General features: G+C 65.0%; 16 protein-coding genes. 3 read left to right on the forward strand and 13 right to left on the reverse strand.

From position 1 onward, the window contains the following. Nucleotides 1-12 precede the first annotated feature (12 nt). From ACQY4V_RS04965 to ACQY4V_RS04975, 3 genes are all read left to right on the forward strand, one after another. Nucleotides 13-1,098 (forward strand): TRAP transporter substrate-binding protein, encoded by a 1,086-nt coding sequence (locus tag ACQY4V_RS04965; protein WP_428515785.1) that lies wholly within the window; start codon nucleotides 13-15, stop codon nucleotides 1,096-1,098. Nucleotides 1,099-1,161: 63 nt separating this feature from the next. Then, entirely contained in the window at nucleotides 1,162-1,659 is a 498-nt protein-coding gene (locus tag ACQY4V_RS04970) for a TRAP transporter small permease subunit (protein WP_428515786.1), read from the forward strand. Continuing rightward, the gene (locus ACQY4V_RS04975) at nucleotides 1,656-3,206 is read left to right on the forward strand and encodes a TRAP transporter large permease (RefSeq protein ID WP_428515787.1); all 1,551 of its coding nucleotides are present in this window, start codon (nucleotides 1,656-1,658) and stop codon (nucleotides 3,204-3,206) included. The genes ACQY4V_RS04970 and ACQY4V_RS04975 overlap by 4 nt, the downstream gene beginning before the upstream one ends. Before the next feature lie 8 nt (nucleotides 3,207-3,214). Here the strand turns inward: ACQY4V_RS04975 and ACQY4V_RS04980 are convergent, their stop codons facing one another. The 13 genes from ACQY4V_RS04980 to ACQY4V_RS05040 all read right to left on the reverse strand — a co-directional run bounded on the left by ACQY4V_RS04980 (nucleotide 3,215) and on the right by ACQY4V_RS05040 (nucleotide 13,596). Further along, complete coding sequence (locus ACQY4V_RS04980; protein WP_428515788.1) at nucleotides 3,215-4,288, reverse strand: DUF1513 domain-containing protein; 1,074 nt, start codon at nucleotides 4,286-4,288, stop codon at nucleotides 3,215-3,217. A gap of 2 nt (nucleotides 4,289-4,290) precedes the next feature. Continuing rightward, nucleotides 4,291-5,280: an imelysin family protein gene (locus ACQY4V_RS04985; RefSeq protein ID WP_428515789.1), complete on the reverse strand. Its 990-nt coding sequence runs from the start codon at nucleotides 5,278-5,280 to the stop codon at nucleotides 4,291-4,293. After that, nucleotides 5,277-6,833: a di-heme oxidoredictase family protein gene (locus ACQY4V_RS04990; RefSeq protein WP_428515790.1), complete on the reverse strand. Its 1,557-nt coding sequence runs from the start codon at nucleotides 6,831-6,833 to the stop codon at nucleotides 5,277-5,279. Before ACQY4V_RS04990 ends, ACQY4V_RS04985 begins: the two co-directional genes overlap by 4 nt. A gap of 63 nt (nucleotides 6,834-6,896) precedes the next feature. Continuing rightward, on the reverse strand, nucleotides 6,897-8,159 hold the full coding sequence (locus tag ACQY4V_RS04995) for an imelysin family protein (protein ID WP_428515791.1): 1,263 nt from the start codon (nucleotides 8,157-8,159) through the stop codon (nucleotides 6,897-6,899). Nucleotides 8,160-8,449: 290 nt separating this feature from the next. After that, nucleotides 8,450-8,920, reverse strand: a complete 471-nt coding sequence (locus tag ACQY4V_RS05000; RefSeq protein WP_428515792.1) for a Dps family protein — start codon at nucleotides 8,918-8,920, stop codon at nucleotides 8,450-8,452. Nucleotides 8,921-9,029: 109 nt separating this feature from the next. Then, nucleotides 9,030-9,455, reverse strand: a complete 426-nt coding sequence (locus tag ACQY4V_RS05005; protein ID WP_428515793.1) for a hypothetical protein — start codon at nucleotides 9,453-9,455, stop codon at nucleotides 9,030-9,032. 66 nt (nucleotides 9,456-9,521) lie between these two features. After that, nucleotides 9,522-9,782: a DUF1289 domain-containing protein gene (locus ACQY4V_RS05010; protein WP_152492031.1), complete on the reverse strand. Its 261-nt coding sequence runs from the start codon at nucleotides 9,780-9,782 to the stop codon at nucleotides 9,522-9,524. A gap of 68 nt (nucleotides 9,783-9,850) precedes the next feature. Then, on the reverse strand, nucleotides 9,851-10,024 hold the full coding sequence (hemP, locus tag ACQY4V_RS05015; protein WP_428515794.1) for a hemin uptake protein HemP: 174 nt from the start codon (nucleotides 10,022-10,024) through the stop codon (nucleotides 9,851-9,853). A gap of 264 nt (nucleotides 10,025-10,288) precedes the next feature. Then, the gene (locus tag ACQY4V_RS05020; protein WP_428515795.1) at nucleotides 10,289-10,657 is read right to left on the reverse strand and encodes a glyoxalase superfamily protein; all 369 of its coding nucleotides are present in this window, start codon (nucleotides 10,655-10,657) and stop codon (nucleotides 10,289-10,291) included. Next, on the reverse strand, nucleotides 10,654-10,980 hold the full coding sequence (locus ACQY4V_RS05025) for an antibiotic biosynthesis monooxygenase family protein (RefSeq protein WP_428517162.1): 327 nt from the start codon (nucleotides 10,978-10,980) through the stop codon (nucleotides 10,654-10,656). The genes ACQY4V_RS05020 and ACQY4V_RS05025 overlap by 4 nt, the downstream gene beginning before the upstream one ends. 8 nt (nucleotides 10,981-10,988) lie before the next feature. Further along, a complete protein-coding gene (locus ACQY4V_RS05030; RefSeq protein WP_428515796.1) occupies nucleotides 10,989-11,738 on the reverse strand; it encodes a ChaN family lipoprotein in 750 nt (249 codons plus the stop codon). An 11-nt stretch (nucleotides 11,739-11,749) separates the two neighbouring features. Continuing rightward, the gene (locus tag ACQY4V_RS05035; RefSeq protein ID WP_428515797.1) at nucleotides 11,750-12,532 is read right to left on the reverse strand and encodes a heme ABC transporter ATP-binding protein; all 783 of its coding nucleotides are present in this window, start codon (nucleotides 12,530-12,532) and stop codon (nucleotides 11,750-11,752) included. Next, entirely contained in the window at nucleotides 12,529-13,596 is a 1,068-nt protein-coding gene (locus ACQY4V_RS05040; protein WP_428515798.1) for a FecCD family ABC transporter permease, read from the reverse strand. Before ACQY4V_RS05040 ends, ACQY4V_RS05035 begins: the two co-directional genes overlap by 4 nt. Nucleotides 13,597-13,598 lie beyond the last annotated feature (2 nt).

The following is a 13,598-nucleotide window of genomic DNA, read 5'->3' on the forward strand; positions in this document are numbered from 1 at the left end:
AGGAGAGAAGTAATGGACAGACGCAAATTCCTGACGACCGCCGCCGTGGGCACTGCCGCCGCGCCGCTGGCCACCCCGGCCATCGCGCAGGACGTGCAGCAATGGAAGATGGTGACCGCTTGGCCCAAGAACCTGCCTGGCCCCGGTGTGGCCGCGCAGATGCTGGCCGACCGGATCACCACGCTGTCGGGCGGGCGGATCGAGGTAAAGCTGTTCGCGGCGGGCGAACTGGTGCCGGGGCGCGGCGTGTTCGATGCCGTCAGCGAAGGAACGGCGGAACTATATCATGCGGTGCCGGCCTATTGGGGTTCGAAATCCAAGGGCATCCTGCTGTTCGGCTCGCAGCCTTTCGGGTTGCGCGCGGATGAGCAGGTGGGTTGGCTTTACCACGGGGGCGGGCAGGCGCTTTACGACGAGATGTACGGCCAGTTCGGCATCAAGCCGTTCCTGTGCGGCAACTCCGGCCCGCAATGGGGCGGCTGGTTCCGTAATGAGATCAACTCGGTCGAGGATCTGAAGGGGCTGAAGTTCCGCACGACCGGCCTTGCCTCCGAGATGTGCGCCAAGCTGGGCATGGCGGCCGAGGCCATGGGCGGGCCGGACATGTTCCAGGCGTTGCAGACCGGCGCACTGGACGCGGGCGAGTTCATCGGGCCGTGGACCGACAGCGCGCTGGGCTATCAGCAGGTCGCCAAGAACTATTACTGGCCCGGGGTGGGTGAGCCGTCCTCGGCCGAGGAATGCGGTGTGAATGCCGAGGTGTTCGGCGCGCTGCCCGACGACCTGAAAGAAGCGGTGTCGGTGGCCTGCGAAAGCCTCTACAACCCGGTCTGGACGGAATACACCACCAAGCATGCGGCCTCGCTGAAGAAGCTGGTCGAGGAAGACGGCGTGCAGGTGCGGAAGTTCCCGCAGGAGGTGATCGACGCCATGGGCGAGGCCGCCAAGGAAGTGATCGCCGAGTTGCGCGAGGACAGCGACGAGCTGGTCAAGCGGATCACCGAAAGCTTCGTCGCCTATCGCGACAGCATCGGGGCCTACATGACCTATGCCGATAACGGTCAGATGAATGCCCGTGCCGCGGTGATGGGCTACTGATGACGCGGGCGCGCGGGGGACAGCCTCGCGCGCCACGACCAAAGGGGCAGGGAAGGCCGGGACATGCTGGCACTGGCAGGGATCATCGACGGGATCAATCGCGGTATCGCGTCGGTATTGCGGTGGTTCGCGCTGCTGATGGTGTTGGTGCAGTTCGGCATCGTCGTCGGGCGCTATGTTTTCGGCGTCAATTCGATCTGGGTGCAGGAAAGCGTTCTGTACCTTCACGCCACGCTGTTCATGCTGGCGGCCGGTTACACCCTGCTGGTCGACAAACATGTGCGGGTCGACATCTTCTATGCCAAGGCCGCGCCCGCCACGCGGCGGTGGATCGACATGGCCGGGCACCTCTTCCTGCTGCTGCCGTCGATGGCGGCGCTGCTGTGGTGGTCCTGGCCGTCGGTGCGCAATTCGTGGAAAATTCTTGAAGGGCCCATTTCGGTGGGCGGGATCGAGGCGGTGTTCCTGCTGAAATCGCTGATCCCGGTGTTCTGCGTGCTGGTCGCTCTCCAATCGGTGGCAATCCTCTTGCGGTTGATCACCGGGGAGGAGCGGGCGTGACGGAGTATCTCGACCTTCTGATGTTCGCGGCGCTGGTGATGGCGATACTCTCGGGTTTTCCGGTGGCCTTCAGTATCGCCGGAATCGCGGTCCTGTTCGCCTATCTGGGATGGGGTCTGGGCGCGATGGATATCTCGCTGTTGGGGGCGTTCGGGCAAAGGGTGTTCGGGCTGATTTCGAACCAGGTCCTTATCGCCATACCGCTGTTCGTGCTGATGGGGGCGTTGCTGGAGAAAAGCCGCATCGCCGAGGAGTTGCTGGACACGATGGGGCGCGCCTGCGGATCACTGCGCGGCGGGCTTGGCATTTCCGTGATCCTGGTGGGGGCGCTGTTGGCGGCGTCGACCGGGATCGTGGGTGCGACGGTGGTGGCGATGGGTATGATCGCGCTGCCGACAATGCTGCGGTCGGGATATAATCCGAGCGTGTCGGCCGGGATCGTCTGTACGGCGGGCACGCTGGGGCAGATCATTCCGCCGTCGACCCTGCTGATCATCCTCGCCGACGTGATGTCGAACGCCTATCAGCAAGCGCAGTACGAGCAGGGCAAGTTCTCGGTCGAGGCGCTCTCGGTGGGGCAGTTCTTTGCCGCGGCATTGATCCCCGGGCTGGTGCTGGTGTCGCTGTACCTGATCTACGTGCTGGTGCGCGGTGCGTTGCGGCCGCAGGACATGCCGCCCGCGGATGCCACCATGTCCAAGCCTACCGGGCGCGAAGTGCTGGGGGCCATCGTGCCGCCTGTGCTGCTGATCTTTGCCGTGTTGGGGTCAATCCTGGGCGGATTGGCGACGCCGACCGAGGCCGCCGCCGTGGGCGCCGTGGGGGCGCTCTTGATGTCGGGCGCGCGGCTGGGACGGATGCGTGACCTGATCCTGATTTCGGCCGCCGCGCTGATCGCGCTGGCCATCGCGGCGGGTGTCTTTCCGGTGCGGTTGCAGCGGGGGGATCTTGGTGCCGGGTCCTACGTGGCGGGTGGGATCTACATCGCGCTGGCGGTGCTGGGGCTGATCGGCGTGCTGGCGGCGCTGCGCAATGTGCTGGCGGAGCGGGTGGCGCATGATGCGGTCACCTCGACCATGACCATGACGGCGATGATCTTTGCCACGATCCTGGCCGCGGGCATGTTCTCGCTCGTCTTCATCGGTCTGGGCGGAGAGGACCGGGTGGCCTATTGGCTGGCCAACCTGCCGGGCGGGGCGACGGGAGCGTTGATCGTGACGATGATCATCGTTTTTTTCATGGGCTTCTTCCTGGATTTCGTGGAAATCTCGGTGATCGTGCTGCCGCTGGTGACGCCCTCGCTGATCCTGCTCGGGCATGACCCGATCTGGCTGGGGATCATTCTGGCGATCAACCTGCAGACCTCGTTCCTGACCCCGCCTTTCGGCTTTTCGCTGTTCTATCTGCGCGGCGCGGCGCCGCCGGAGATCACGACGGGCCATATCTATCGCGGGGTGATGCCGTTTATCGGGTTGCAGGCCGTGGGTGTGGCGGTTGTCTGGATTTGGCCGTCACTGGCGACATGGCTGCCGCGCGTGATGTTCTAAGGCGCGCGTTAAAGCGCCACGATATGATTGTCCCAGGCGCAGTCGATTCGGTCGAGCGCACGCGGGCCGTCCGGACCGATGCCGATCAGACCGCCCAGCCCGTCGCTGGCGAGATAGCCCGCGCCACGGGTCGCGAGCCCGCAGATATCGGCGCGGGACAGGGCGCCACGGAAGTCTCCGTCGTCGTTGAAACGATGCAGCCTGCCGCCCCGCGGCGAAGTGATGGCAATCTCCTGCCCGTCGCCTCGAAATGCGATACTGCCGGCGTATCCTTGCATGGCCAGTTCATCCGCAAGCGGGGCAGACGCGAGGACCGGAGTGCTGCCGCGCCGATGCAGGCCGAGAAGCGGCGTGGCGCTGTCGGGCAGGCCTTCCCACTGCATCGCGAAGCCCACCAGCCCGTCGGCGCGAATGGCAAGGTGACGGATAGAATTCTGGTGCAGGTCGTCTGAAAGTGCGACTTGTTCAAGCAACGCGCCACCGAGTGACAGGTAGCTCAGATTAGGCCGCATCGTGTCGACGTTCAGCTTGGTCCGGTCTGTGGGATCGGTGGCAATCCCGCCATTGGCGACCACCAGAGTGGCGCCATCCGGCATGAGGCGCAGATCATGCGGGCCTATCCCGCCGGTCGGAAATTCGCCGATGCGATGGTATTCCGCGCTGGCGTCCCAGATGCCGATGTAGCCTTCGCTCGTATCGCTGGCTTGTTCACTGGTGAAGAGCAGCGCGCCGCCTTCGGCAAACACGCCATGGCCATTGAACTGTCGCGCCTCGGGCGGGGTCAGCCGGTGGACGACATCGCCGCGCGCGCAGTCGATCACCAGGGCGAAGCTGCCGGGACGGCGGGCGAAGGCGACGGCCTCGGCCCGGTGCGGATGTCCGGCCCCGGCATGTCCGCGGGCGGGCAGGGGGATGCGGAACGCGACTTCGGCGGCATCTGTCAAGCCGTATAGCGCGAAATGGCCATCTGGTTGCCTGGCTGCTGCCAGGAAATGCGGATTGCCGGCCGCGGCCCAGCCAAGATGGGGGACGCTGCCGGCGGCCAGCAGGCTTGCTAGGAATCCTCGGCGGGTGGTCGGCATGGTCAGTCTCCGTCGTGGGCATTGAAGCCGGGCGCGATGCCCAGCGGTTCACCGACCTCGCTTGCAATGGTGTCGTGCAGGGTATCCACGGCCTGCTGAAGCACCTCGACCCGCAACCGGCCCTGCGGTGTCGCGACATCGCCCAAGGCGGGGTCTTCAATGTGATCCGCGGTTTTTCTGAAATGCGCGCGGGCGGCTTCGGTGCGGGGCAGATCACGGTCGGCCAGGGCGCGGGCAAGATCGACGGCACCGCCAACCGCAAGCCGTACGTTGCGCAGGGACCGGCCCGAGCGCCGCGCCTCGGCCAGCGCGGGGCGCGGCCGGTCGAAATCTCCCATTGGCAGACTCAGTCGTTTTCCGGACGTGAACTCCAACGATGACAGGACTTGGGTGAAGATCGCCCGCTTCGCCTCGGCGTCGGTCATGTAGGTCGTGTTGCCGGCCTCTCCTGCCGTTCGCAGTACCGGGGCAAACTCCGTTTCCCAGGCGGACTGAAGCGCCTCGGCCTGCCTTCCGAGATCGACCGCGATCGTGGTCACGAGGGCGCATGTGTAGCTCTGTGCGGTGTAGTCCGAGAAATCCGGATCGTAGAGCAGCATGTCCAGCGCGAACAATCCGCGTGCCGCGATCGAGACGTCGGCATAGGCGTCCGGGTCGTGCGCGACCGGATCCTCGTCGGAGATCAGGCCATTCAGGGCGCGCTGGGTGAAGCCGCGCGGATCGGGCCAGAAGCCGACCGACAGGGCGCCTGTTTCGGACGGCCCGATGCGGAGATCCGAAATCGGCATCCACGCGTCGAACGTGTCCTGGAAAGCGGGGCGCAACGCATCCGCCAGGCAATCGTTTTCGGCCGTCTCGGCAAGTTGTTCCGATGCCTCGGCAAATCGTTCCAGTCCCGGCAGAATGTGCTGTTCGAGGGCGTCATCGACCCCGGCATGGGCCGGTGCGGCCGCAAGACCGAAGCTGAGGATCAGGGCGGACAGGTATTTCATAGGCTCTCCAGAAAGCGGATCAGCGCCGCGCGGTCCCGGGGCGGCATTTCCGCCACCTTGTCACGGGCGGCGCGCGCCTCGCCGTCATGCCACAGGACGGCTTCCAGCAGCGACCGTGCCCGCCCGTCATGCAAGAACGTGCTGCGGCCGGACACAGTCTCGGTCAGGCCGATTCCCCAGAGCGGCGCTGTGCGCCATTCCTGGCCGTCGGCGCGGCCTTCGGGACGATCATCGGCCAGCCCGGGACCCATATCATGCAAAAGCAAGTCCGTGTAGGGCCAGATCAACTGAAAACTGGCCGGGTTATCGCCGTCCAGACGATGCGTGACGAAATTGGGCTGGTGGCAGGATGCGCATCCCGCATCGAAGAAAACCTTGCGCCCGCGCAGAACCTCCGGGTCGTCCACATCGCGCCGTGCCGGAACGCCCAGCGTCCGGCTGTAGAAGGCAACGAGGTCCAGCCCGGTCTGGTCGATCTCGAGCCCGCCCTGTTCGGGGTCACCGCCGTGCCGGGCGGCGGTACAGTCGGTCTGCGCATCGGTGCATTCACCCGCGCCGGCACGATGGATCGGGTTGGAAATGCCGATATCGCCGGCGAAGGCGCTGGCGCTCTGCTCGAGCACGGTCGGATTGCCGGCCTTGAGCCCGAAACGGCCCAGCATGGGTTGATCATGGACGTCGGACCAGACCACCTGGGGTCGTCCGGAAATGCCGTCCCCGTCGCTGTCGTCCGGATCGGCGCGGCTGAGGATGTCGGCGGTCGGGATCGCCTCCAGCAGGCCCATGCCGATCATCTGCGGCGCGACCCGAGGGCTAAGCATGGCGTCCTCGGCCAGCGGACCGTAACCCAGATCAACCGCGTCATAGCTGGGCTGTCGCAGGGTGGCGGTCTCGCCGCCCGAGAGCGGGATCTCGATCTCTTCGTAAGTGACCTGAAGTCGGTATTCCGGGACGTGGCCCGGCAGGCTGAAATCCTGCAGCTGGCTGCCATAGGTCGGCTCGGGGCTGGTGGCGTGGGTCCCGGCTATGAAACGTTCGATGTCCTGCGGGGCTGACGCGGGCACCGAGACGCGCAGGAACATGGAAACCGCGCTGTCCTCGGGTCCTTCGGGAGGATGGCCGCGCCCGTCTTTCAGATGGCAGCGCTGGCAGGAGCGGGCATTGTAGAGCGGGCCGAGGCCGTCGGATGCGATCGTCGATGCCGGGGGAGAAACCCAGAGCCGCCGGAAGAGGCCGTTGCCGACGCGGAAATCGAGTTCCTGTTCGAAAGTCAGGTTCTCGGCGGGCTGGGAAAAGGCGTCGGGCGTCTGCCGGGCGCGGACCGTCTGCGCCCCCCCGGCGTTTTCCTCGAACGTCCAGGGTGCGGAGAAGTCCTTTGGAGGCGCGGTGACAGCGGCAACCCGGTGGCGTTCATCGTCGGTGCGGGGAATGACGTCGAGATGTATGTCCTGCAAATTGGCCCATGCGGACGCGGTCGTTTCCTGGGCGAGGGGGACGGCGGGAAGGACAGATGCCGCTGCGAGTGCCAGCAGCAAGGAAGTCTTGAATGTCATCGGGGTTCGTTCATCAAGAGAAAGGGGCGCGCCGCTGGGCGCACCCCATGACGCACGCGGGCGTTATTGAAAGACAGCAGAGGGATCATCGAGGCTGTCGGAGCCTTCGATCTCAATTCCGCCAAGCTCGAGTGCGCTGACCACGCGTTCGATTGACCGGGTTTGATCGATCAGACCGTCGACGCCGCCCATGATAAGCGCCTCGCCGGCCGCGTTGCCGCGTGCCAGCATCTCGTCATAGGCAAATCCCGCTTCGGCCGCGGACTTGATCCGGCCAAGGGCAAGGACGGCGTCGGCGAGGCGGGTGCGCATTTCGCGGTCAAGCTCGGGGTGATCCTGCGCCACGAGGTCCGACAGGGAAGGACCGGAGACCAGCGTGCCATCGGTGCGCACGTATTCGCCGAGATAGACGTTGCGGATGCCGACGCCGTCGTAGAAGTGGTCGTTGTGGGTGTTGTCCGAGAAGCACGAATGCTCTTCCTCGGGATCGTTCAGCATCAGGCCGAGGCGCATACGTTCGCCCGCGGTCTCGCCGTAGCTGAGGCTGCCCATCCCGGTGAGGATCGCCGACAGCCCTGCCTTGGGGTCCTGCATCAGATTTTCGCGGGCGGCGCCGTCATCGGCCCATTGGGACACCATCCATTCAAGGTCCGACACCAGAAGTTCGGTCGCGGCCGCAAGATAGTCGGCCCGGCGGTCGCAATTTTCGTTGGTGCAGTCATCGCTCTGGGCATAGTCGGTCCAGGGACGGTTGCCGGCGCCGTCGTCATGGCCGTTCAGATCCTGGCCCCAGAGAAGGAACTCGATGGCGTGATAGCCGGTCGCCACGTTGGCTTCGATGCCGTCGGCCTCGTGCAACTGGTCTTCCAGCAGGGCGGGCGTGATGTCCGATGCGTCGATCTCTTCGCCCGACAGGGTGAAGGTCGGGTTGGCGATGACATTGAGCGCAGCGAACTGGTTGGCATCGGTCGGTCCGCCATAGGCACCGTCGACATAGTCGATCAGGCCCTCGTCCAGCGGCCAGGCGTTCACCTTGCCTTCCCAGTCGTCGACGATGGGATTGCCGAACCGGAAGACCTCTGTCTGCTGGTAGGGCACGCGTGCCTCAAGCCATGCCTGGCGGGCGGCGTGCATCGTGTCGGCGGACGGGGTGTCGATCAGCGCGTCCACGGCCGCTTCAAGCGCCTCTGCCGTGGTCAGGCTGTCCGAGTAGTTGGCATGTGCGATATCGGCGTAGGTTTCAAGCACCTCGGGTGCGCTTTGGGCCTGCGCGGTGCCCGCACAACCAAGTGTGATCGCGCTTGCGGCGAGAAGTAAACGTGGCATTGGAGTCCCTCAATTCGGTCAGATGAGCGATCGCGGCGTTGAGCCGTAAGAATCGGTCGACAGCAGGACTCTTACAAAAACAGTCGGACACCTCAATTCCTGATTTAAAAGATCGGAAATTGAGGCGCCTGTTCGGCCATGTACCCCGACCATCGAATCGAAACGCCAAGACAGGCTGTATTGCGCGCAAACTGTGGTCTTGCGTCGACCCTGAAAGACTTGGATGGCGCAAGCCCGCCATCCAAAATGGTGTCCGGGGTCACATCGGCCGGATCATCGGGTATCGACGCTTACTTGAGGTGCGCGCGCAGCATCCAGGCGAATTTCTCGTGCGTCTGTCCGCGTGCGATGCACAGGTCCTCGGTCAGCGTGTCGCCATGCTTGGCGGCCAGTTCGCCGGCCCCGGCAACTGTTTCGGCCAGGGTTTCCTGCGCTTCCTTCAAAAGACGGATCATTTCTTCGGCGGTGGGGACCCCTTCGGCCTCGGGCACTTTCGAGCGCTTCAGCATGCCGGCCAGCATTCCCTCGGCGTGCCCGTCCAACGCCTTGATGCGTTCGGCCAGGTCGTCCTGGGCAATGAAGTGATCTTCGTACATTGTCTGGAAGAGCTGGTGCAGAGGGCCAAAGGCCATGCCGGTCACGTTCCAGTGGAAATTCTGCGCCAGCATCGTCGCGACGGCGGTTTCCGCGACGCATTGGTTGAGTGCCTCGGCGATCTGGGCGTTGGCGTCGGTCGAAAGGGATTGGGCCGTCTGGGTCATTCGAGCCTCCTGATTTGGTGTCCGGGAAAGGTGCTGGCTGGCAAATGGCTGGCTTGCAGGATCAAATTAGGTCTCAATGACCCGATCGGCAAGCCGATTTAGAATCTTTCTAAATCCGAGCGAAATTGTCAGCGACAGTCCCCAGAAGAAAGACGAGGTTGCGGTGGGCGTGCTTGGGGACGCGAGAATGCAGCAGGAACGTCGTGCTTGCCTGGTCGTTCGTCTTGATGCTGCGGGCCAGCGACATCAGCCAGTCCTCGTCGAAGGAGGTTTCACACTCTCCGTCGCGAAAGAGGATCGGGCGCCGGCCCAGAGCCTGAGACAGGCATCGCACGAGGATCTCCGAGGCCGCGTATCTGGCCACATGCCCATTGACAGACAGCGCGGCGCAGGCCCCGAAAAAATCGACGTAACTCTTGCAGCGCGCATCGCGAGCGACGTGCCGTAGGTGGTCAATCAGCGGGCCTGGCCCGGCAAGCGCTTGGGTTTCAAAGCCGCTTTCGGATCCGTTGCGGCATTGCAGGGCAGATGTCATTCAAGAGCCTCTTGGTTTGTCTCTCGGGTTCGAATTGCTATCGGCGCAGTCGTGAGCGACGCGGCCTCAAGCCGCTTTTCCGCCGTCGAGAACGGTCAGCGACACTTTCTTTTTCTTGCACTTCTTCGCATAGGCTTGGTCCCAGTGCTTGTAGCGGCCCATGACGGTCTGCTGCGCGACGACCAGTTCCACGAAAGCCTCGCGCTGCTTGTCCTTCTTCAGTTGCTTGAACGCGGATTTCTGCGCCTTGGTCATCGAGCAGCCGATGCAATGGCCGTCACGCTTGAACTTGCAGACGTCGATACAGGGACTTGGGACTTTTGACATGGGGCCTCGCTGGAAGATGGTCTGAGCACTGTCTGGCATGGGGTTCAGGTGGTCGGGGGCGGCGGGTCTCACTTCGTCAGGATCAGATTGCCCGCGCGGGTGATGCGCAAGGTGTAGGTCTGGCCGTCGAGGACGATATTGGCCTTTACCCCGTTCACGATCAGGTCGCGGGCGTCGTAGACGGCGCCTTCGTCGTGGTCCACGATCTGACGCGTCTCGGGGACGGGGCTGGTCCGGCTCATCACGGCCTCACCGCGTGGCTTGACGCTGTGTGCCGGCCAAGCGGTTCTGCGGCCCGGGCCGTGGCGTGAGCGTCAAGGTCGGGGAGCATCATTCATGTTTCCTTCCAATGACAAGCGGGCTGCCATTCGCGGTGGCCGGACCCCGGGTGACGATCGCTGCGCGAAATTTCCCGACTATTCGACTCGGGTTTGTGGCATGCGTACAATAATCCGATTGTTTCAGTCAAGAAATCTCGGGTAGCGCCGCGGGCTTGCCTGGGACATTCAGCGACCGGCGGCCTGATCCAGAAAGCGCAGGCGGTTACCGAAGGGGTCGATCACCTCCATCTGCAGCCCCCAGGGTAAAAGCTGGGGCTCGGGCCGCATGTTGGGGGAGGGCGGCAGGGTGGCGTGCCAGTCGCGCAGGTTGTCGACATGGACCATCACGGTCGAGCCGGGCGTGGCATCTCCGTGATGTTCGCTGAGATGAAGGTGGAAATCCCCCAGTCGCAGGAAGGCATAGAGCGGGGCGTCGGGGAAGACGCGCACCTCGCCGGTCCACTCGAATCCCAGCCAGTCCACGTAGAACGCCCGCGCCTTGCCTTCGTCGAAGCTGCGGAAGACCGGCGCGGTGCGGGTAACGCGGGGCTTCATGCGGGTGCGTCGGCGTCAATCTTCTGGATCGCGCTGAAGCCTTCGAATTTCGGTGTACCCTCGTGCAGCTTGCGGCTTGCACCGGCGCGCGCGTGGGAGGCACGGAATTCGGCACTGGTGGTCCAAGCGCGGAAATGCTCTTCGCTTTCCCAGACGGTGTGCGACGCATAGAGGACGCGGCCCTCTTCCTGCGGGCCCTTGAGCATGTGAAACGACACGAAGCCGTCCATGTCCTTCAGCCTGCTTTCGCGGGTCAACCAAAGCTGTTCGAACTCGGCGGCGTTTTCCAGCGGGACGGTGAAACGGTTCATGGCAAGGTACATCGAAAGCCTCATTGGTTGGTAAGCGACGCGCAGGGGTCGTCTCGCTCGGCTGGCGGGACGATCCGGGTCTCGTCAAAAGGTATATCGGTTTGCGACTCGACGAAACCGATGGCGTGGGTTGTGACCTGAGGCGCGGCGCGCGCGATCATCGCGGGAATGCCCCAGTCGGTTCTTGCGTGACCGTTGCCGGCGATCACGGCGACAGGGGGACCATATGCCTCCAGCGCCTCAAGCGCGGCGCGGGCGAAGACCGCGTCGCGGTAGCGTTGCACGGCGACCATGCCACCCATCATGTCCAACGGCATGGCCTCGCAATGAGCCGCGAATTGCATCGCTTCGCGCGTCGCCTGTTCCTCTTGCGCCAACGGGGTGTCCAGACCGTAAAGCGTGGCGTCTGGGCCGAACACGGTGGCGGCCCCGTCGCTATAGACGGTCTTGACGCTGTCACGCGGCGCTGCCGCCCCGATGATCCGGGCTTCGCCCAATGCATCGAAGAGCGGCGCGTAGATCGGATAGTCGGGCCATCCGCTGGCCTCCCAGGCGGCCTCGATCCGGGTCCGGTGCGCGTCGGCCTTGTCTGCCTCTTCGGCGGTCAGCATCTCGAACACTACGGCGGTCGGTTGCAGTTCTTCCAGCACCGCGGCCTGGCCAAGATGCGCGTCCGAGTTGTCGTGGACTTCGCCGAGGATGACGATATCGGCGGCCGGCTGGGACAGCGCAGGTGGCGCGAGACAGAGAAGAAGCGTGGCGAGGCGCATGGACGATCCTTTCAGGCAGAGGCCGCGTGCGGCAGGATATAGGGCACTCCCGACGGGGGAGGAGCGGAAACCCTCAAACTGCAGCCATAGGCCCGTGACAGGATGCTGTCGGTCAAGACCTCGGCAGGCGTGCCGAAGGCCAGCCGCCGCCCCTCGGACAGCACGGCAACCCGGTGAGCGTAGAGCGCGGTGAGGTTCAGATCGTGCATGACCGCGATGACGCCACCGCCCGCCCTGGCAAACCCCCGGGCGATTTCCATGACCTGCAACTGGTGCGCGATATCAAGGCTGCTGACAGGTTCGTCCAGCAAGAGCCAGCGCGGCTGGCCGTTCTCGACCGGCGTCCAGACCTGGGCCAGCACGCGGGCCAGCATCACGCGCTGCGCTTCGCCGCCGGAGAGTTCCTGGAACGTCCGGTCGGCATAATCCGCCAGACCGACGCGCGTAAGCGCCGCCAGGGCGACCTCGGCGTGTTGTCCGGCGGTGCCGGCCTGCTGTCCGAGGCGTACCACCTCGATCACCGTGAAGGGGAAGGCAAGCCGTGACGCTTGCGGAAGCACGGCACGCTGCGCGGCCAATTCCCACGGCTTCATCTCTGCGATGTTCCGGCTGTTAAGCCTGACGGTGCCGCGATAGGCGGACGCGGCCGTCATCGCACCGAGCAACGTGGATTTGCCCGAGCCGTTGGGACCGACGATCGCCGTGACCTCGCCCGGGGCGGCATCGAGGGTGACACCGCGCACCGCGCGGCGGCGTCCGTAGGAGACATGGATGTCCGTTGCGACGAAACTCATAGGTCCACGAGCCCCCGGCGTTTGAGCAGGATCCACAGGAAAACGGGTGCGCCAAGGACGGCGGTGACGATGCCGATGGGCAATTCCGCCGGGGCGATGACCACCCGGGCAATCACATCCGCAAGCACCAGCAGGATGGCGCCAAGAAGCGCTGCGTTCAGCAGCAGCGGGCGGTGATCCGGACCCGACGCCAGGCGCAGCAAGTGCGGCACCACAATACCGACGAAACCGATCCCGCCCGATACCGACACGGCGGCCCCTGTCGCCGCGGCGACCGCGAGGATGGCCAGGAATTTCACGCGCTGCACCTGGATACCGATATGCGCGGCCGTGGCCTCGCCCAGGGCCAGGCCATTCAGACCGCGACTGAGGGTCAGGGCGACCCCCATGGCCAGCAGGATCATCGGGCCCGCCGTCAGCACCTTGGCCCAGTTGGCCCCGGCAAGCGATCCGAGACCCCAGAACGTGAGGTCGCGCAGCTGCTGGTCATCGGCCATGTAGACGAGCACCCCCGAAAGCGCGCCGGCCAGGGCGCCGAGCGCGATGCCGGCCAGCAGCATCGTGGCGACGGAGGTGTGTCCGCGACGCGTGGCGACACGGTAAAGCAGGATGGTCGATCCCCATCCGCCGAGAAAGGCTGCGAGCGGCACCGCGTGCGCTCCGACCGCGCCTGCCAGCCAGGCCGGTGCCTGCGCGCCCAGCACGATCGCCAGGATCGCGCCCAGCCCGGCCCCGGCGCTGACACCGACGATGCCCGGATCCGCCAGGGGGTTGCGAAACAGCCCCTGCATGACCGCCCCCGAGACGGCAAGCGCCGCGCCGACCAGCACGCCCATGACGAGGCGCGGCAAACGGATGTCCCACAGGACCACGCGTTCCATCTGGCTCAGTGGCTGGCCCTGAAATATCCGGGCGGAAACGTCGGACAGGCGCACATCCGTGGCGCCGACCTGAAGGCCGGCGAGACAGGCAAGCAGCAGCATCGCCAAGAGGAGCCAATGCAGCCTGTAGGCGCGTGCCACCCGGTCGCGCGGACGGCGCTGCACATCCGTGATCGCCGACATCG

The sequence above is a fragment of the Roseovarius sp. genome (genome assembly GCF_965277045.1).
GTDB lineage: Bacteria > Pseudomonadota > Alphaproteobacteria > Rhodobacterales > Rhodobacteraceae > Roseovarius.